The organism is Leucogemmata humicola (genome assembly GCF_055379415.1).
The window spans coordinates 2,071,499-2,088,698 of the sequence record NZ_AP040875.1 but is presented as its reverse complement, the minus strand read 5'-3'; the positions used below and the strand labels follow the sequence as shown (position 1 = coordinate 2,088,698).

At 62.3% G+C, this 17,200-nt stretch carries 14 protein-coding genes; 6 read left to right on the top strand and 8 right to left on the bottom strand.

Going from position 1 to position 17,200, the window contains the following annotated elements; genetic code table 11:
- Positions 1–86: 86 nt before the first annotated feature.
- The 4 genes from AC6H4Z_RS08610 to AC6H4Z_RS08595 all read right to left on the bottom strand — a co-directional run bounded on the left by AC6H4Z_RS08610 (position 87) and on the right by AC6H4Z_RS08595 (position 4,613).
- Positions 87–647: a hypothetical protein gene (locus tag AC6H4Z_RS08610; protein ID WP_497546345.1), complete on the bottom strand. Its 561-nt coding sequence runs from the start codon at positions 645–647 to the stop codon at positions 87–89.
- Positions 644–2,200, bottom strand: coding sequence for a HAMP domain-containing sensor histidine kinase (locus AC6H4Z_RS08605; protein ID WP_497546344.1), 1,557 nt, complete (start codon positions 2,198–2,200; stop codon positions 644–646). The genes AC6H4Z_RS08610 and AC6H4Z_RS08605 overlap by 4 nt, the downstream gene beginning before the upstream one ends.
- Entirely contained in the window at positions 2,197–3,561 is a 1,365-nt protein-coding gene (locus AC6H4Z_RS08600) for a sigma-54-dependent transcriptional regulator (RefSeq protein WP_497546343.1), read from the bottom strand. Before AC6H4Z_RS08600 ends, AC6H4Z_RS08605 begins: the two co-directional genes overlap by 4 nt.
- 134 nt (positions 3,562–3,695) lie before the next feature.
- Positions 3,696–4,613: a Cbp1 family collagen-binding glycoprotein adhesin gene (locus AC6H4Z_RS08595; protein WP_497546342.1), complete on the bottom strand. Its 918-nt coding sequence runs from the start codon at positions 4,611–4,613 to the stop codon at positions 3,696–3,698.
- Between the two features lie 307 nt (positions 4,614–4,920).
- Here AC6H4Z_RS08595 and AC6H4Z_RS08590 point away from each other — a divergent pair, with 307 nt between their 5' ends.
- Complete coding sequence (locus AC6H4Z_RS08590) at positions 4,921–6,126, top strand: YncE family protein (protein ID WP_497546341.1); 1,206 nt, start codon at positions 4,921–4,923, stop codon at positions 6,124–6,126.
- A gap of 13 nt (positions 6,127–6,139) precedes the next feature.
- Here the strand turns inward: AC6H4Z_RS08590 and AC6H4Z_RS08585 are convergent, their stop codons facing one another.
- On the bottom strand, positions 6,140–7,603 hold the full coding sequence (locus AC6H4Z_RS08585; protein WP_497546340.1) for a carboxypeptidase-like regulatory domain-containing protein: 1,464 nt from the start codon (positions 7,601–7,603) through the stop codon (positions 6,140–6,142).
- Between the two features lie 244 nt (positions 7,604–7,847).
- Between AC6H4Z_RS08585 and AC6H4Z_RS08580 the strand changes: the two genes are divergently transcribed.
- The 4 genes from AC6H4Z_RS08580 to AC6H4Z_RS08565 all read left to right on the top strand — a co-directional run bounded on the left by AC6H4Z_RS08580 (position 7,848) and on the right by AC6H4Z_RS08565 (position 9,875).
- Positions 7,848–8,459 (top strand): sulfite oxidase-like oxidoreductase, encoded by a 612-nt coding sequence (locus tag AC6H4Z_RS08580; RefSeq protein ID WP_497546339.1) that lies wholly within the window; start codon positions 7,848–7,850, stop codon positions 8,457–8,459.
- Positions 8,429–9,217 (top strand): ferredoxin reductase, encoded by a 789-nt coding sequence (locus AC6H4Z_RS08575; protein WP_497546338.1) that lies wholly within the window; start codon positions 8,429–8,431, stop codon positions 9,215–9,217. The genes AC6H4Z_RS08580 and AC6H4Z_RS08575 overlap by 31 nt, the downstream gene beginning before the upstream one ends.
- 10 nt (positions 9,218–9,227) lie before the next feature.
- On the top strand, positions 9,228–9,509 hold the full coding sequence (locus AC6H4Z_RS08570; protein ID WP_497546337.1) for a DUF6510 family protein: 282 nt from the start codon (positions 9,228–9,230) through the stop codon (positions 9,507–9,509).
- Positions 9,510–9,599: 90 nt separating this feature from the next.
- A complete protein-coding gene (locus AC6H4Z_RS08565; protein ID WP_497546336.1) occupies positions 9,600–9,875 on the top strand; it encodes a hypothetical protein in 276 nt (91 codons plus the stop codon).
- A gap of 34 nt (positions 9,876–9,909) precedes the next feature.
- Here AC6H4Z_RS08565 and AC6H4Z_RS08560 read toward each other — a convergent pair whose 3' ends face one another.
- The 3 genes from AC6H4Z_RS08560 to AC6H4Z_RS08550 all read right to left on the bottom strand — a co-directional run bounded on the left by AC6H4Z_RS08560 (position 9,910) and on the right by AC6H4Z_RS08550 (position 14,497).
- The gene (locus AC6H4Z_RS08560; protein WP_497546335.1) at positions 9,910–11,121 is read right to left on the bottom strand and encodes an EAL and HDOD domain-containing protein; all 1,212 of its coding nucleotides are present in this window, start codon (positions 11,119–11,121) and stop codon (positions 9,910–9,912) included.
- Positions 11,122–11,187: 66 nt separating this feature from the next.
- Entirely contained in the window at positions 11,188–13,563 is a 2,376-nt protein-coding gene (locus AC6H4Z_RS08555; protein ID WP_497546334.1) for an arylsulfatase, read from the bottom strand.
- A 187-nt stretch (positions 13,564–13,750) separates the two neighbouring features.
- On the bottom strand, positions 13,751–14,497 hold the full coding sequence (locus AC6H4Z_RS08550; protein ID WP_497546333.1) for a PEP-CTERM sorting domain-containing protein: 747 nt from the start codon (positions 14,495–14,497) through the stop codon (positions 13,751–13,753).
- Between the two features lie 311 nt (positions 14,498–14,808).
- On the opposite strand from AC6H4Z_RS08550, the gene AC6H4Z_RS08545 reads away from it, so the two are divergent.
- The gene (locus AC6H4Z_RS08545) at positions 14,809–17,184 is read left to right on the top strand and encodes a S9 family peptidase (protein ID WP_497546332.1); all 2,376 of its coding nucleotides are present in this window, start codon (positions 14,809–14,811) and stop codon (positions 17,182–17,184) included.
- Positions 17,185–17,200: the final 16 nt, after the last annotated feature.

Here is a 17,200-nt window from a genome sequence, read left to right as displayed (position 1 = left end):
GAGGACGTGAAGCGGTGTGACCGGCGCCGACCTACCTGCGCCGCAAGACATGTTCCCGCGCAATCGCGCGCGGTTTGAGCATTCGCTTAGGGGCGACGCGGTTTCAGGTCGATTTCCTTCAATCGTTGCAGCTCCAATCTGAGCGCTCGCAGCTGGTCTTCTCGCTCTCGCAAATCAGATTCGAGACGTGTCACGTTGCGCCGCATCTGATCACCCTGCAGCGAAGCCGAATCCAGTTTCTCGCGTAACACTCGCGTCTCGGCGGTCGTGACATCGATCTTCGCTTCGAGGTCACGCTGACGCGTTGCAGCCTCGCGGCGCACCCGTACGATGTCGTCGAGCAGCGCCAAACGGTCGGTCGCATCGTCGCGACGATCCGAGCCCGGAAAGCGCTCGAGAAACGCGAGAAGCAGCGTGCGCGATTTGGCAGGATCGTACGTCGGACGGCCCGGCGTACCGAAGAGCACGCCTGCGCGATACAAGGCACGCTCGTCGTTCATCAGCGCAGGATTGGCATCGAAGTCGCGCGCTTCGGCGCTCCACTGCTGATCCGAAATATTGTGACGAATTTGTGTCGTGGCGCATCCAGTGGCCGCGAGCACACCAACGATCGAGAACATCGCGGCAAAACGTGAACGACGCGTCATGATGGCTGTTCTCCGGCCCCGGCGAGGGCGGGCGCGCTGGCGTCACCGCCAACTCGAACCGCACCTGGCAGCAATACGTTGAACACCGCGCCGTGCGGCAAGTTGTCCGAAACCCAGATGGCTCCGCCGTGCTGTCCCACGATTTCGCGGCAGATCGTCAGCCCGAGGCCGACGCCGCGCCCACGAACCGCTCGGCCCGCTTGTGCCTGGAAGAATCGATCGAAAACTCGAGTCTTTTCGTCGTCGGGCACACCTGGCCCCTGATCGACGACGCTGATGAGAACCGCGCCGTCGTGTAGTCCGCGCTGGCGCACGGCAGACCACTGCTCCGATGGAACTCGCTCACTTCCGGCGGCGACGTCGGCCACGTCTACACGCACCTGACCCTCCGCAGGCGAGAACTTCAGCGCATTCTCAATCAGATTGTCGAGCACTTGAGCAAGTCCCTCCGCGTCGGCGCGCACGAGCTGACGCGACGAGGGCTCGGCAAACGCGACCGACACTCCGGATTCGGAACGCGCCGCCGACACTCGATCGACCGAGCCGCGCACGAGCTGCGCGACATCGAGCATCTGGAAGTCGGGCTCCAGGCCAGCTTCAATGCGCGAGAGGTCGAGCAACTTCGACAGCATCGCCGCCAGACGTTGAGCGCTCTCCTGCTGAATCTCGAGCAACCGGCGTTGCTTCGGCGTCAGCGGTCCCGGGAGTTCGTCGAGTAGTACACCGTTCGTCTCCTGCATCGAGGAGAGTGGCGTCTTCAGATCGTGCGAGACTTTAGAAACGAAATCGCGTTTCATGCGATCGAGTTCGTCGAGACGCTCGGTCATGGAATTGAAATCGCGCGCGACCTGCGCGAGCTCGTCCTGCCCATTCGCATCCAGGCGATGACCAAAGCGTCCAGCGGCAACCTCGCGCGTGCCATGCTTGAGGCGAGACAGCGGCTCGAGAATCGATCGCGCGAGTAGTGCCGACAGCGCGATGCTGAGCAGGAGCGCACCGATCGCCGCGAACCACGACACGCGCTCAGCGTCGGCACCAGCGTGCTCCGACGCGCTCAGCTCACGCGTCATGGCGTCCTGCGATGCTTCGCCGAGTTGCTGAGTGCCGACGCGGACGCGATCGAGTGCTTGTTGGAGACGAGGAACGGATTGGGCTGCGGGACTCAACGCGCTTTCGCCGGCGGCGAGAAGGCCCGTGAGCGCCTCCGCCTGCTGCCAATCGGCCGTGAGAGGCGCGAGCTGCCGTCTTTCGCCAGCATCGAGCGGTTGTGCCTCGAACCGCCGCAGCTCATTGCCGTAGTCGCGCGCGGTTTGCTGCAACTTTTCGAGATAGCCGTGATCGTGCGTGACGAGATACTTCTCGGCATCGCTGCTCATCTGCGAAATGCGTCCGATCTGTTCCGTCGACGTGACGCTCAGACGCTCCGAGATCTCGGCGAGCGCGTGCCCGCTGGCGACGGTGTGCTGAATCGTGCGCACATGATACACGAGCAGCGCTGTGAGAAGCGCGATATAGAGCGCGAACGCGCCGCGCAGTTTTGTGGCGACGCTCATTCGTCGCGTCCGTAGCTGCGCAGTTTGTTGCGAATGGTTTTGACGTCGAGCCCGAGTTGGCGTGCTGCTTCAGCCTTGTTGTTCCCCACGCGCTCCAGGGTTTGAACGATGAGCAATTTTTCTGCTTCGGCCAGCGTCGTGCCGGCAGGAAGCGTTAGCGTAGACTGGCCGCCGGCGCGGAGAGTCTGAAGGTATGGCGGCAAATGGCGTGGCTCGATCCATCCCGTGCGAGCGACGATCACAGCGCGCTCAACGACATTGCGGAGCTCGCGAACGTTTCCGGGCCACGGATGCGCACTGAGGAGTTCGCGCGCGGCGTCGCCAACACCCTCGACCTCGAGGTGATGCTTCCGGTCGAACTCACGAACAAAGTGCTGAGCGAGAAGCCCGATGTCGTCCGCGCGCTCGCGCAGCGGCGTCATCTTCAGCTCGAACACGTTGAGTCGATAGAACAGATCCTCGCGCAGCTGGCCGTCCCGAATCGCTTTGACAGGGTCGCGGTTCGTCGCCGCCAACACGCGTACGTCGAAGCTCAGTTCCTTGCTTCCACCGAGGCGGCGCGCGCGTCCGTCTTCGAGAATTCGCAGCAGCTTGGGCTGCAGCGAGATCGGCATCTCGGCGATTTCGTCGAGGAACAACGTTCCGCCGTTCGCAAGTTCGAATACACCGGCACGCGCTTTCGCTGCGCCGGTGAACGCGCCCTGCTCGTGGCCGAACACTTCGCTTTCGATCAGCCCTTCGGGAATTGCGGCAGCGTTCACGGCGATGAACGGTTTATCGCGACGCGCGCTCAGTGCGTGCACGGTTCGCGCAACAACCTCCTTGCCCGTTCCGCTCTCACCGGTGATGATCGCCGACGCGTCACTCGACGCGAGTACTTCGATCACGCGTTCCAACTCGCGCATCGATCGACTCTGTCCAACGAGACCAGTTGCGCCGTCCTGACGCGAGAGCCGGCGATCGAGCGACCGACTCTGCTGTCGTTGCCGAGCCTCGTCGGCAAGCGTTTCGATCAACGCGCGAAGCACGAGATAGTCGAGCGGTTTCGTCAGGAAGTCTGCTGCGCCCGCTTTCATCGCGTCGACCGCGCCGTCCACGTCACCGTGGGCCGTCATCATCACGACGGGAAGCCGTTCGTCGTTTCGCTTGATGCGCTTGAGGAGCTCGAGACCCGATTCGCCGGGCATGACGACATCGCATAGCACGAGGTCGGGCCGGCGGCGATCGAGTTCCTTTTCACCCTCCGAAACGTCGGCGGCGGTCCGGACGTCGAAGCCCCAGTCCGCGATGCGCAGAGAGAGCACCTCGCGAAGGGCGTCTTCGTCGTCGACGACGAGCACGGAGAAAGGCGTGGATTCCATCGATCCGTAATCTGTGCGGAAAGGCTCTGCGCTTGAAGGCGCGGCGGGGTTCGAAGAGTAGAAAAAGCAGACGGGGCGTCGATCGCTCGACGCCCCGTCCGATGTCACGCTGGAGCTGTACTGCAACTCGACAATCAGCTGCGGACGATGATCAGGAAGCGCGACGGTCCCCAGAAGCGCTCGGGCTGGTCGATGGTCAGGCCACCCGCGATCTTGCCGTCCTTCTGCGCCTGCGGCTGTGCATACGTCGGGTTCTGGCGCGAGAGAATTTCGTACTCGCCATCGGGCAGCGAGATCGTGCGGTTCGACAGGCGATCGATCTTCGTGAACGCCGCCGGATCAAGGTCACGAGCCGGCTCGGTCTTGCGGCCACCGACGAGGATGAAGCGCTTGTGGCCTTCTTCGACGAGGATGCCCTTCTTGATCAGTTCATCCTTGGTGCCGACGACGTAGTACGCCGTGTTCTTCTCGGTCGTGAGCTGACCAACCGTGTCCGTGAGCGCGAGCTTGACGTGCGTCAGCGTATCGACCGTGCTGTTCAACGAAGCAATCTGCGTCGTCTGCTTGTCGATCACGCCCTGGAACTCAGCGCGCTGCTTCTCAGCCGACGCCTGCAGATCCGAGATCGTCTTTTCGTAGGCAGCGACCTGGGCGACGAGCGCCGAATCCTTCTGCGACATCTGGGCGACGCGGGTGCGGAGACCAGCAACGCGGCCCTGGACCGAGTCGAGACGCGCAACGAGGTGCGTGATCTTCGACATCACGCGCTTGCGCTCTTCGTTGACCTGCGAGACTTCCGCGTTGGTCTCGAGCTGAGCGGGCGTCGTGGCCGACAGCGCCTTCGCCTTGGCGAGTTCGGTGTTGATCTGATTGACGAACTGCGTCGAGGTCATGACTTCCTCGAGCAACTCCTTACGGATGTTGCCGAGTGAATCGACGCGGAGAGAGTCGACGTGCTGGACGGTGGCGAGCTGCTGCTTCACTTCACCGTTGCAGGCCGCGAGAACTGCCGCGGCGACGAGAGCGACTGGAGCGAATCGGATCATTTTCATGGGGAACACCGTTGGGCTAAAGGACTGTTTCCGGCGTAGCACACGCCAGCCGACTTACACCTTCGCTGCCGGGGTTGCCCCTCGGCTGCAGGCACCAGCTAAAGCAATCGCGGTGCCGAACGGTCTGGTTTCGTAACTCGTTATTTCACATCTATTTACGAGACGAAAACCGAGTGCCCCTCGCCGCGGACATCGGGGAACAGGGAAATTTTCCCGGGTAAAGAAAGCTTCCCACTCCCCCGCCGGAGCCCGTCTTCGCGGGGCCGCGGGGCGTGCTGATTGCCTTTCTGGCGGCGGAGGCCATGACATGGATTCGCCGTCGCCGCGACCGCACACATCGATATCCCGGGTCGTCGGCAGACTTACCCAGCGAAGCTGGTTCGTCGCCCTCACGATCGTTGTCGGCACGGTCGTCTGCGGCAAAGCGCGCGACCGCGAGCGCGCAGCCTCCGGCGACGTTGCAGCGGCAGGCACCAACATCTACGCACACAGCGGCGCGGGCGACCTGTCGGAAATGGCCAAGCGAGCCAAACCGCTCGTGTACGTGCCGAACTCGCTGTCGGCGAGCGTCAGTGTCATCGACCCGTCGACGTATCAGGTCATTCAGACGCTCCCAACTGGCGCAGTACCTCAGCACGTCGTCCCGTCATTCGACATGCGGCGGCTTTGGGTGCTCAACAACAAGGCCGGCACCGTCACGCCAATCGATCCGACCACCGGAACCGCCGGCGAGCGGATTCGCGTGGCCGATCCGTACAACATGTACTACACGCCCGACGGCAAACTCGCGATCGTCATCGCCGAAGCGGAACGCCGACTCGACTTTCGAGATCCCGAAACGATGGCACTCGTGCGATCGCTCCGCGTAGACGAGTGCAAGGGCATCGACCACATGGAATTCACGGCCGACGGTCGCTACGCCATCGCGACGTGCGAGTTTTCTGGACAGGTCGTGAAGGTCGACCTCGCGGCCAACCGCGTGCTGGGGTACCTCGATCTCGATCCAGGTCGGCCAGCAAAGGAGTCGATGCCGCAGGACATTCGCTCCTCGGCCGACGGTCGCACGTTCTACGTCGCCGACATGATGGCGGGCGGCGTATGGACCATGGACCCATATGCATTTCGTCGTACCGGTTTTCTAAAGACCGGCGTAGGCACGCATGGCATCTATCCCAGTCGTGATGGGCGGCTGCTCTACGTCACCAACCGTGGCTGGAGCATCATCCGCGGCGGTCTGCGTGGACCGGGCTCGATTTCCGTACTCGATCCGGCAACGAACACGGTGACCGCGACGTGGCCGATTCCCGGCGGCGGCAGCCCAGATATGGGGAACGTGACGGCCGACGGACGCGAGTTGTGGGTCTCTGGTCGATACGACAGCGAGGTCTACGTGATCGACACGCAATCAGGCCAACTGACCCATCGCATTCCCGTGGGACGCGAACCTCACGGACTCTGCGTGTGGCCGCAGCCCGGGCGATATTCGCTCGGGCATACGGGCAACATGCGGTAAGCGACGCGGAGTTTTACTTCTTCTTCTTCGGGGTGTCGCGAACGCGAGCCACGGTCCAGATGACCACCGCTGCGCAGCTGCTTTCGCCCGGCTTCGTGAACTGCGGCGGCGTCTCACCGCCGTGGTAGATCTCCACCGCGACGATCTCGTTCGGATGCGCGACGTCGTCGATGTCGCCCGGATTCATCGTCGTCCACGGCGTGCCGTCGAGATAGTAATTCAGACATCCGCCGGTCGACCGCGAGTCGGTGACGACGTACGTGCGTCCATCGCCGGCCGGACTCACGCGAAGCCCGCGCGCCATGCGCAGCACGTCAGAAAATGCCATGGCGTCATGGTTGATGGTCTTGCCATCCATGAACTGGCCCATGCCCGTCTGCTTGCGATCGAGATATCCGATTTTGGCCAGCCCCGATTCCTGTGCGGCTTCGACGACGACCGTCGGAAGCGCCACGTACTCGGACAACTTCACGTCGGCACGAGCGGGCTGGCTCGCCGACAGTTCGACCGCCTGCTCCGTGACACCATAGCCGAGTCGTCGCACGACGAGCGCCTGCGTTCCCGACGGCAGACTGTCGAGGATGAATTCACCATTCGACTTCGAGATCGCCATCGTTGCTCCGCCCTGGAGCATCACGCGCGCATTCTCGAGTGGGCGTCCGTTCTTGTCTGTGATCTTTCCGGTGAGTCGCGCCGTTCCAGTGGCCACACGCACGACCTTACCGCTGTCGTTCTTCACCATCGCGACTGTCTGCTGACCGGCAACGCTGAACGCGCGTACCGCGATGTTGCGCTCAATGGAAATCGGCACTTCGCCCGAGGAGATGCCGCTGCGGAACACCTGCACCTTTCCGGTCATGTCTGCCGGAAGTCCGCAGATGTGATACAGACCAGTGGAGTCGACGATTGCGCTCCGCGAGCTGGGCGGCATCTTGCGGCCGATGATGTCAGTGCCCGTGTAGACGACCTCGACCTTTGCGCCGGCGGCGGGACCGTTCGTATCTGGATCACGGACGAAGCCCATCACAACGGCGGGTCCGAAGCGCTCACGCCACGCCGCCGTGCACAGCAATGCGGCGAGACGGTCGCCGCTCGGCACCGCGAACTCGATGTCCTGAGTTTGCCCTGCCGAGAAGCTGATCACGCCGCTGCGCATGGGTACGCCGATCGTATCGAGCAGCGGATGCATGATCGAAACTCGATGCGAGCCAGGCGGAATGCTGTCGACGCGAAATGTCCCGTCCGCCTTGGTACGCCCGGTCCGCCCCGTTCCGTCGACCACGACCGTGGCCTCGGTGAGTGGCGCGTTGTGAATGCTGTCGCCAACGGTACCGCGAAGGACCGCGAACGCAGACGCCGGCGCTGCTGGGGCGGCCTGTGCACCAGCGCTAGAGCCAGCGGCGAGGCTCGCCAACGAAAGAGCCAACGCGGAGAGCGACAGGCGGGCGGTGTATGCGGATCGAGTCGCTTTATTCATGGGGCAAAAGGCGCGTGAGGTGGATTCTGAAAATTGCGGACAGGGCCGCGATCGTACTACCCCTGAAGTAGCGCTGGGTGCGCATCCAAAATATCAGCCGAAGGAACGCTCGACAGGCTCGGCCATGCAGCGAGACTATCCCGCCGGCCCCTGCCGTGCCAGTGCCCGCTCATTCGCCGTTTGGCGAATTGCCGCCAAGGAAGGGCGAGTCACCTTTCACTTGACCATCACCACGGGATACGTCGTGTCAGAACCGATTATTTCGCGAGGCTTCGTCGGCCGGCGCCGGGACAGCGGGCCGCCGAACCGCGTTCCACCCGGCCAATATGTCACGCGTGACTTTCCAGTGCTGTCGGCCGGGCCGACCCCCCGTGTGTCCACTGCGACGTGGACGTTCGAAGTCCGCGGCGCGGTCGGGCAAACACGGCGTTGGACCTGGGACGAGTTTCGTACGCTGCCGCGCGAGGATGTGCACGTCGACATTCACTGCGTGACAAAGTGGTCGAAGCTCGACACGCTTTGGGCTGGCGTGTCCGTCGACACGCTGCTGCGCGATGTCGAGCCGCAGGGGACATTCGTGTTGGCGTTCTCCGACGGCGGATACACGACCAACCTGCCGCTCGCCGACGTCACCGGCGGAAAGGCGTGGGTGGTAGACACCTACGACGGCGGCCCGCTCCCGGCAGAACACGGAGGCCCGGTGCGACTGCTGGTGCCGCATCTCTATTTCTGGAAAAGTGCGAAGTGGGTCCGCGGTATCGACATTGGCGTCGCCGATCGCCCAGGGTTTTGGGAGGAAGCGGGATACCATAATCGTGGCGATCCGTGGCGGGAACAGCGATACGCCGGGGATTAGCATTGTCGCAAGTCACCGCACCTCTCCGATGGCAAGCCGCGCGAGTCGTCGATGTCCGGCAAGAGACCCCGCGCGTGCGCACGATCGTTCTCGACCTCCCCGAATGGCCGGGACATCGCGCGGGGCAACACGTCGACGTCCGGCTAACCGCAGCCGATGGCTATCAGGCGCAGCGAAGCTATTCCATCGCGTCGGCGCCGGAGAGCGCACACGTTGAACTGACGGTCGAACGACTCGATGACGGCGAGGTGTCGCCCTATCTCACCGACATCCTCGCGACCGGTGATCTGATCGAACTGCGTGGGCCAATCGGCGGGTACTTCGTTTGGAATACGCGGGCAGAGCGTTCACTGGCGCTCATTGCCGGTGGCTCAGGCGTGGTGCCACTGATGTCCATGCTTCGCCATCGTGCGAGCATCGGCAGTGGGAATCAGAACACCCCCGCTTTACTGCTGCTCTCGGCGAGATCCATCGATGAGTTGATCTACCGTGACGAACTCGATGCCCTAGCCGCCTCAGATTCGACGCTTCACGTTGTGTATACACTCACGCGCGCTCAACCAACTGATTGGCGCGGCTATCGGCGCCGCATCGATCGAGAAATGCTCATGGACGCGCTCGGCGCGGTCGGCGAAAGACCGATCGCCTACGTATGCGGACCAACGCCAATGGTCGAGGCGACTGCGAACATTCTCGTTGCACTCGGCCACCCTGCCAACGACATCCTGACGGAACGCTTCGGCCCATCCGGAACGTGAGGAGCTGACGATGAAAGACGTGAGCGAACTCGTACTCGACGGAAATGCGGCAGCCGGCCTGCTATCGCAAATCTTTGTTTCTGAAATGACAATGGCGCGCTTCACCTGCGCGGGATGCGGCGCGATGCACCCGCTCGGCGCGGCCCGCTGTTACGAATCCGCGGGAACGGTACTGCGATGCACTGATTGCTCCGGCGTTCTGCTGCGACTCATCGTTGCCCCAGGGCGGACCTTCCTCGACCTGTCAGGCATTCGTCGCCTCGAAATTGACACGACAATCCAGCCGTCGTAGTCGAGCGCGGTGCCGTTCTTGCATTCTGTGTTCAACCACCAAGTTGTATGGAGCGGCTGTTCAGACTTTTCCGATGAGGGGAATGCGAATATGGCTACGAGCGCCAAGATCCCTGGGGAGTCGCAGAAGCGCAGAACACTCTCGTTCGCCCAACCGAATCAGCGATCTTCCGACGCACCGCGCCGAGGTCTCGTTCAGCTGATCGAAAGCGTGGGATACGACACCGTTCGTATCATTGGATCGCTCGAAGGCGCAGCAGCGGCGCGCGTCGAAGTCGTCCTTCGAACAGACGACTTCTCCGGCGACTGGATCGCGCTACTACAGCATTTCGTCGAGACAGGACACCTGCCGAAGGTCAGCGCGTAGTCACGCACGCGCGGCGCGCTCGACCGTTCGGCTCTTACGTCTGTTCGACGCGACGGTGTGACGTCGCCCATCCCAGCGCTTCGAGATACACCGGCTGCAACGCCGCGGGTTTGATCCCCAGCGGCCCAGCCACTGCCTCGACCTCCGGCCAATCGCCCGACACATAGGCCTCGACGAGTCGAAGCGCCGCGCCGAAAAAGTCGGCGCGCTGCAGCAGTGCATTCCGGAGATCGGGAGCTAAATCCATCGCGTCGCACAACGCCGCCATCGGGAGCTCGAGCAGCTGATCGAGCACAGACAGCATTCCGATGAGGAACAACGATCCGCGCGCCTGTTTGAGTCCTGTGATGTCCGCGAGGCGCTCACACATGCGCGCGCGCAGCAGCGCCAGATGCATCAGCTCTCCGCGAACACCGTCGCTCTCGCCGTCGGTCACCAACAACACACTCAGCCAGCGTCCGACCTGCTCGCGGCCCAACAGCCGCAAAGCATGCCCGATCGACCAAATGTCTCGACCGCCGCTCGATGCGGAGTTGACCATGCGCAGCAACTTGTACGAGAGTCCAACGTCGCTCTTGAGCAGCTCTTCGATCTCTTGATCGTTCGCGTTCGGATCGCGAACGAGCTTCAGCACGCGAAACGTCACGAGATGTTCGATACCGATATCGCGACGGGTGTACGACTCTGGCGCCGAGAAGCGAAAGCCTTCGAACAGATCGAAGCCCAACTCTGCGCATCGATCGCGCTCGCCGCGGTGACGGACGTTGGTCGCGAGCAAGCGCGCCGAGTATTCGTTCAGCCGTTGGACGACACCGGAGAGTCGCATCGGGCCGACCGCCATGATGTCGACCTTGAGCAGATGCGCGAACTCGAGAATCGCCGCCGTCTCGTCCGCATCGGAGACATGGACCGCAAGACGGTAGCCGCCGGAGACAAGATCGCGGCACGCAGAAATCACTTCCGAATCTGCACCCGCTTCCGCGGGGATCTGAAGAATGACGCGGTCGGCGGGAAGGAGCGGCAGGGTTCCGGAAATCAACATGTCCCGGCCGACGGTGAGCAGAACGCCCTGACCGTCGGTCACGGTATCAATGCCGGTTTCTAGAAACACCTCGGCCAGTAGCTGCTCCGGGTGAACTTCTTCATGCATCCCGGTCGAACCCACGGGAGAGCGAACGGCGAGGTCGTATGCGAAGATCTTCTCGTGACTATCGAAGACCGGCCGGCGAGCGATAAACAGGTTCATCAGGCCGAAGTATCGGTCCCGATCTTAGAATCTTAAACAGCTGCCGGCCGAGCTCGATAATCTTGTTTATTGGGTGCCCATCGCGACGCGGAAACGATGCTCTGCCTCGAGCATGTGGCTGTCGTTCGGCGGAACGTCGCCAAGGTCGAGTTCAACCCAGTTGATCGTGCCGGTGAACTCACGTGTGTCGTAGTCCTTGGTCACGGCCGACCCGTAGTCCGTGCCGATGTCACACGTCTCGTCGGCCGAGAAGAGGCCAGGTTCGGTTTGCTCGACACGGCCGTCACCAACGGGCTTTCCGTCGATGTACAGCGTGACGTTGCCACCCTTCGCGATCCCTCCGCCGTCGTACTTGAGCTCCATGCGGACCTGATGGCGGCCCTCCGGAATTTTTGTGTTGCTCTCGACGACGTATTCGTTCAGGCCGAAGAAGTTGTAGCAGTGCTTGAGCGTACCCTTTTTGGCGTACAGGCTGAATCCGCCAGTGATTCCGCCCATGGCGATGATTGGACCGTCCGCTCCTTCTTTGGGAACGACGATGTCCGCCGTGATGAAGTACGAACGGTTGTGAAGGTTGAGCAGAGAACTCTCGGTGAGCCGGCCCATTCCGCCAAACAAGAGTTGACGATTGCCGTGCGCGAGTTCCGGCCGTCCGGCTCGCACCGAATCGGCGCGCTCCACCATTCGATCGTCTAGAGGGAGCACGTTGTACTTCGACGCCTCGATCAACCATTGCCGCTGCAGCTCGGCAAGTCGATCTGGCTCTTTCTTCGACAGATCGTGCGCTTGAGTCCAGTCTTTCGTCGTGTCGTACAACTCCCAGTTGTCGTCGTCGAAGGGAATGGTCTTCACGACGCCGGTTTCCCACGGCGTGCGATGCTTAGTGACCGCCGTCCACCCTTTGTGATAGATGCCGCGATTGCCGAACATCTCGAAGTACTGCGTTTCGTGGCGCTCGTCGGCCTTGGCGTCATCGAAGGAATAGAGCATGCTGACGCCTTCGAGCGGCTTCTGCATCACGCCGTTCACATATGTGGGCGCCGGAAGACTCGCAGCCTCGAGCACTGTGGGCGCGATGTCGATGACATGATGAAACTGTGATCTCGTCTCACCTTTTGCCTTGATGCCGCCGGGCCAGTGAACGATCGTGCCGTTTCGTGTCCCGCCCCAGTGAGAAGCGACCTGCTTCGTCCACTGGTACGGCGTGTCCATCGCGTGCGCCCAGCCCACGGCGTAGTGATTGTACGCTTCGGGCCCGCCGAACAGGTCGAGACGTTTTTTGAGAAACTCTGGCGTCTCTAGTTGAGGAAAGCCTCCGAGCGTGATCATCTCGTTGAACGTTCCCTGCAGCGATCCTTCGGCCGACGCACCGTTGTCGCCAATGATGACGTACACCAGCGTGTCGTCGAGAATGTCGAGGTCTTTGAGCGTATCGACGAGTAGCCCGACGTGATGGTCGGTGTGCTCGAGGAAGCCCGCGTAGATCTCCATCTCGCGCGCGAGCACTGGCTTCATGTCGGGCTTGATCGTGTCCCACGCGGGAATTCCTTCGTTCCGCGCCGTCAAATCAGCTTCCTTCGGAATGACGCCGAGTTTCTTTTGGCGCGCGAAGGTCTCTTCGCGGAGTGCGTCCCAGCCCTGATCGAACTTGCCCTTGTACTTATCTGACCACTCGGCCGGGACGTGATGCGGTGCGTGCGTTGCGCCGGGAGCGAAGTACATGAAGAAGGGTTTGTCGGGCATGAGCGATTTCTGCTGCCGCACCCACTTGATCGCATGTTCGGTGAGATCGGTGGTGAGGTGATAGCCCTGCTCCGGCGTCTTCGGTGGCTCGACTGGCGTCGTGCCTTCGAAAAGTGCGGGATAGTACTGATTCGTCTCGCCGCCGATGAAACCGTAGAAGTATTCGAATCCACCGCCGCCGCTCGGCCAATGTTCGAATGGTCCGAGCGGACTCGTCTCCCAAACGGGTACCTCGTGGCACTTCCCGAATTGCGCCGTGCAGTAGCCATTGAGCTTGAGAACTTCGGCAAGCGGCGCACAGGTGTTGGGGCGAATGGAGTTCTGTCCGGGCGCCGACGTCGCGAGCTCGGTGATCGAACCCATACCGACCGTGTGATGATTGCGGCCTGACAGCAGCGCAGCTCGCGTTGGAGAGCAGAGCGCGGTGGTGTGGAACCGCGTGTACTTCAGACCGTCCTGCGCTAGCGACTCGAACACCGGCGTCGCGATCGGACCACCAAACGCGCTCGACGCGCCGAAGCCAACGTCGTCGATCAGAACGACGAGCACGTTGGGCGCACCGGCGGGCGGGCGGAGCGGAACGATAGGCGGAAATTTTGTCTCGGGGTCCTTCGCGTCGAAGGTTGTGAGGGAAATCGGTGTGATGTCGGGGATTGGAAGGACATCACGCTTGAGCGTGTCAGTCGGACGTTCTGCCATGTGGATCTCCTCGAGAGAGGCCTGGCTGGCGCAACGCTGGGCTCCGTGAGCCACACAGCGTGCGACACGGCGGGCGTTCAGTCTCGGTCAGTGCTCGAGGGCGAACCAGTGGACCAAGAGAGTACCAGACACGCCGACCTCGCTTCGTCGGCGTGTCTGATCGAGTCGATCGTTGCAGTCGTCGGCGCTAACGCGCGCGACGACGCTTCACGCCGAAGATCCCGAGCGCAGACAAGCCAGTTGCGAGCAAGACGAGCGTGCTGGGTTCCGGCGCTGGAGTGAACGTCGCTTCGAACTGCGCGTCGAGATGCTTCGGAACGCCGACCGGTCCGTCCCAGTCGATGTTGTCGAAGACTGTGGCCGACGGATGGTCAGAGAGGTCGCGATAGGTGACACCGTCGCTCGCGAGGGTCGACTGGAGTCCGACCAATGCGCCACCGGTATACGCGTCGGTCGGATTTGGAAATCCGAACGCGCACTCGGTGCAGCTGTAGAAAAAGACGCCGCGCGAATCGTTGCCACCGCCGGCGACATCGGGGTTGATGTACGCGATGTAGGTCTTGAGCGGATCGAGATACACACCGACGTCGAACGTTTTCTCAGTGCCCGACGATGACGGATCGAGATCGCTCGTCGAGAAGATCGGTGGACCGCTCAGACTCGTTCCATTCCATTCGGCAATCTGGAATTGGAACGCGAAGACATTCGGATCGAAGCCGGGAATCAGCCAGAACGACCAGGAGTTGAGGAACGTGTCTGTCGCGTCGGGCGTTTGGAACGTCTGGCCCCACCCAAGCTCTGGCCCACCAGGTTGCGGACGGCCAATTTGCATTCCGTCCAATCGTACGGGGGCGCCGACTGTCACGGCCTGCGCTCCGGCGACGGACGATCCAGCGAGGAGTGCGACGAGCCAAAGACGTAGCGTGCGCGGCATAAACGCTCCTTAGTGATGCTCGGTCTGACAACATTGCGTCGCACCGTCGCGCGCACAATCGGCCTTTCGGAACAGTTTCTGGTCCCGTTCGGCAGCATTTTTTGCTCTGTAAATTCTTCCGTCGTTCGTAGACGACCGCACTCGTCTTTTTTCGATTTTTCTTTCTCGCGGCGCCGTCGTTTCCGCAAATCCGTTGCCGCATTTCGCCGTTCCCAACTCGCGGTGGCGGGCTCTTGATCCGTCTCAGCGATGGGCCAGCTTGCCACGTAAATCAGACATCCCACTCTCCCAATAGATCCGGAGATCCCATCATGCAGACTTCGATGTTCCGCGCTTGCACGATTCTCCTCCTTGGCGCCGCATCGCTTGGCGCTCAGGGGAGCGGTCGTGCATTCAATCCCGAGGACTGGTACCGCATCGCACGCGTCGGCGGCGGAACCCTGTCCCCAGACGGCAACACCCTCGCGTTCACCGTGACCACGGTACTCGAGGACAAGAACGCTCGCCACACCGAGGTGTGGATTCAGGCCGTGTCGGGCGGACCGTCGCGGCGCATGACGGCGCCGGCATTCGAGAGCACTGCTCCACGCTGGTCCGATGACGGCAAGACGTTGTACTTCACGTCGACGCGTCCGGGCAGCAAGGGAACGACATGGGCAGTCCGTATGGACGAAGGCGGTGAAGCGTTCCCCGTCGAGGCACCCGGTGGTGCGGGCGCAGCGGGTCGCGGTGGACGCGGCGGCGCAGGTGGTGGACGCGGTGGTTTCGGCGGCGGCGCTGGTGCACAGCCGAGCGACAAGAGCTTCACGATCACGGCCGGGGGCGGCGCAGCAGGTCGAGGCGCGCCTGGAGCCGGCGGTCGTGCTGGGCGCGGTGCGAACGGCGGAGTCGAACTCGCGGCGAACCCGAATGATCCGTACAGCAAGATGGGTCCGTTGGCTCGTCCGCCGCAGGGTTCGATCACCAAGCCACTCAACCCGGCGCGATTCGACGGTCGTCATTTCATCGACGAGCGCACGCGCTCGAACGACGCAGGCTTTGTTGCCAGCACCGGTCGCGGTGGTCGCGGCGGCGCAGACCCGGATTCCACCGCAGCACCCGGTGGTCGCGGCGGTCGTGGAGCCTTCCTTCCGCCCGCCGGAACCGCGCCCGTTCAGCTTTTCATTCAGCGCGGCGCTGGCGAGCGAAAGCAGATTACGAACACGAACTACACGCACAGCGCGCCGAGCGTATCGCCCGACGGCAAATGGGTCGTATTCCTTGCCGACGCCAAGCTTCGTTCGGATTCGCTCGTCGCGCGTGAACGCGATTCCCTCGCCAAGCTGCCGTTCAATCGCGCACGCGACGAGTCGGATCGCAACGACACCGATCTCTTTATCCTTCCCGTCGCCGACTGCGAAGCGGGCAACGCTGCGTCGTGCAAGCCGAAGAAGATCGAATACTTCGGCGGCGAGTCGAACATCATCTGGTCTGCCGACAGCAAGCAGCTCGCGTTTGTCGGACGTCCGGGACAGTTCAGCAGCTCGCGTCTTCTCCTCGCGTCGGTCGACGGCGGCAAAGCAGTCGACATCCTCGGCGCGTGGAAGTACGAGCCGGGCCAGATCGAGTGGTTCAAGGATGGCAAGATCCGCATGACCACCAGCACGGGTGGCTCGCGCGGTCTCTGGCAGATCGACCCGGCGACGAAACAGATCTCCGCGGTCCTCGGCGGTCGTCGTGAAGTGACAGGCATCCTCGTCGACAAGGCGATGACGAAGATGGTGTACACGTCGAGCGACGTGTCGCATCTCGCCGAGTACTACGTGTCCGACATCAACGGCCAGAATGAGAAAAAGCTCACGACCTTCAACGATGAGCTGCAGAAGGAAGTCGCATTCTCCGACGCCGAGCGGTTCACGTACAAGTCGGTGGACAACCTGGAGATCGAAGGCTGGCTGATGAAGCCGTACGGCTACCAGCCCGGCAAGAAGTATCCAGTGGTGTTGTACATCCACGGCGGCCCGCACTCGGCGTACGGTGAAGGCTGGTTCGACGAATTCCAGAGTCTCGCGGGCGGCGGCGTATTCGTGCTGTTCACGAATCCTCGCGGATCGAGCGGTACCAACGGCGCATTCACCAACGCGAGCCGCGGAGATTGGGGCGGCAAGGATTACATCGACTTGATGAAGGGCGTCGACTGGGCAGCGGCACGGCCCGATGTCGACTCGACCAAGATGGGCGTGACCGGCGGTTCGTATGGCGGCTACATGACGGCGTGGATCGAGACCAAGACGAATCGATTCAAGGCCGCCGAGACCGATCGTATGATCAGTGACTGGACGTATTGGTGGGGCGCGTCGGACGCACAGGGTTTGACGAATGGCGAGTTCTTCGGCCGTCCGTGGGAGAACCAGGCGATGTACGACTCGCTGTCGCCAATCCGCCATGTGAAAAATGTGAAGACGCCCACGCTCATGGTTCAGTCCGAAGACGACTTCCGGACGCCAATGGGCAACGCCGACCTGTGGTATACGGCCCTTCGCTCGCAGGGCGTTCCGGCGGAATTCGTCCGCTATCCGCGGTCGACGCACGAACTGTCACGGTCGGGAGAGCCGTGGCTGCTCGTCGATCGACTTGGACGCATTCGTCAGTGGTTCGACTACTGGCTGATCCAGGGCGGTCCGCCGCCGAAGAGTGTTCAACCGTAAGACGTCAACGAGGCCC

What these genes read in the sequence shown, in the direction of transcription:
- AC6H4Z_RS08610 (WP_497546345.1), bottom strand. Translation starts at nt 647, where the DNA reads ATGACGCGTCGTTCACGTTTTGCCGCGATGTTCTCGATCGTTGGTGTG.
- AC6H4Z_RS08605 (WP_497546344.1), bottom strand. Translation starts at nt 2,200, where the DNA reads ATGAGCGTCGCCACAAAACTGCGCGGCGCGTTCGCGCTCTATATCGCG.
- AC6H4Z_RS08600 (WP_497546343.1), bottom strand. Translation starts at nt 3,561, where the DNA reads ATGGAATCCACGCCTTTCTCCGTGCTCGTCGTCGACGACGAAGACGCC.
- AC6H4Z_RS08595 (WP_497546342.1), bottom strand. Translation starts at nt 4,613, where the DNA reads ATGAAAATGATCCGATTCGCTCCAGTCGCTCTCGTCGCCGCGGCAGTT.
- AC6H4Z_RS08590 (WP_497546341.1), top strand. Translation starts at nt 4,921, where the DNA reads ATGGATTCGCCGTCGCCGCGACCGCACACATCGATATCCCGGGTCGTC.
- AC6H4Z_RS08585 (WP_497546340.1), bottom strand. Translation starts at nt 7,603, where the DNA reads ATGAATAAAGCGACTCGATCCGCATACACCGCCCGCCTGTCGCTCTCC.
- AC6H4Z_RS08570 (WP_497546337.1), top strand. Translation starts at nt 9,228, where the DNA reads ATGAAAGACGTGAGCGAACTCGTACTCGACGGAAATGCGGCAGCCGGC.
- AC6H4Z_RS08565 (WP_497546336.1), top strand. Translation starts at nt 9,600, where the DNA reads ATGGCTACGAGCGCCAAGATCCCTGGGGAGTCGCAGAAGCGCAGAACA.
- AC6H4Z_RS08560 (WP_497546335.1), bottom strand. Translation starts at nt 11,121, where the DNA reads ATGAACCTGTTTATCGCTCGCCGGCCGGTCTTCGATAGTCACGAGAAG.
- AC6H4Z_RS08555 (WP_497546334.1), bottom strand. Translation starts at nt 13,563, where the DNA reads ATGGCAGAACGTCCGACTGACACGCTCAAGCGTGATGTCCTTCCAATC.
- AC6H4Z_RS08550 (WP_497546333.1), bottom strand. Translation starts at nt 14,497, where the DNA reads ATGCCGCGCACGCTACGTCTTTGGCTCGTCGCACTCCTCGCTGGATCG.
- AC6H4Z_RS08545 (WP_497546332.1), top strand. Translation starts at nt 14,809, where the DNA reads ATGCAGACTTCGATGTTCCGCGCTTGCACGATTCTCCTCCTTGGCGCC.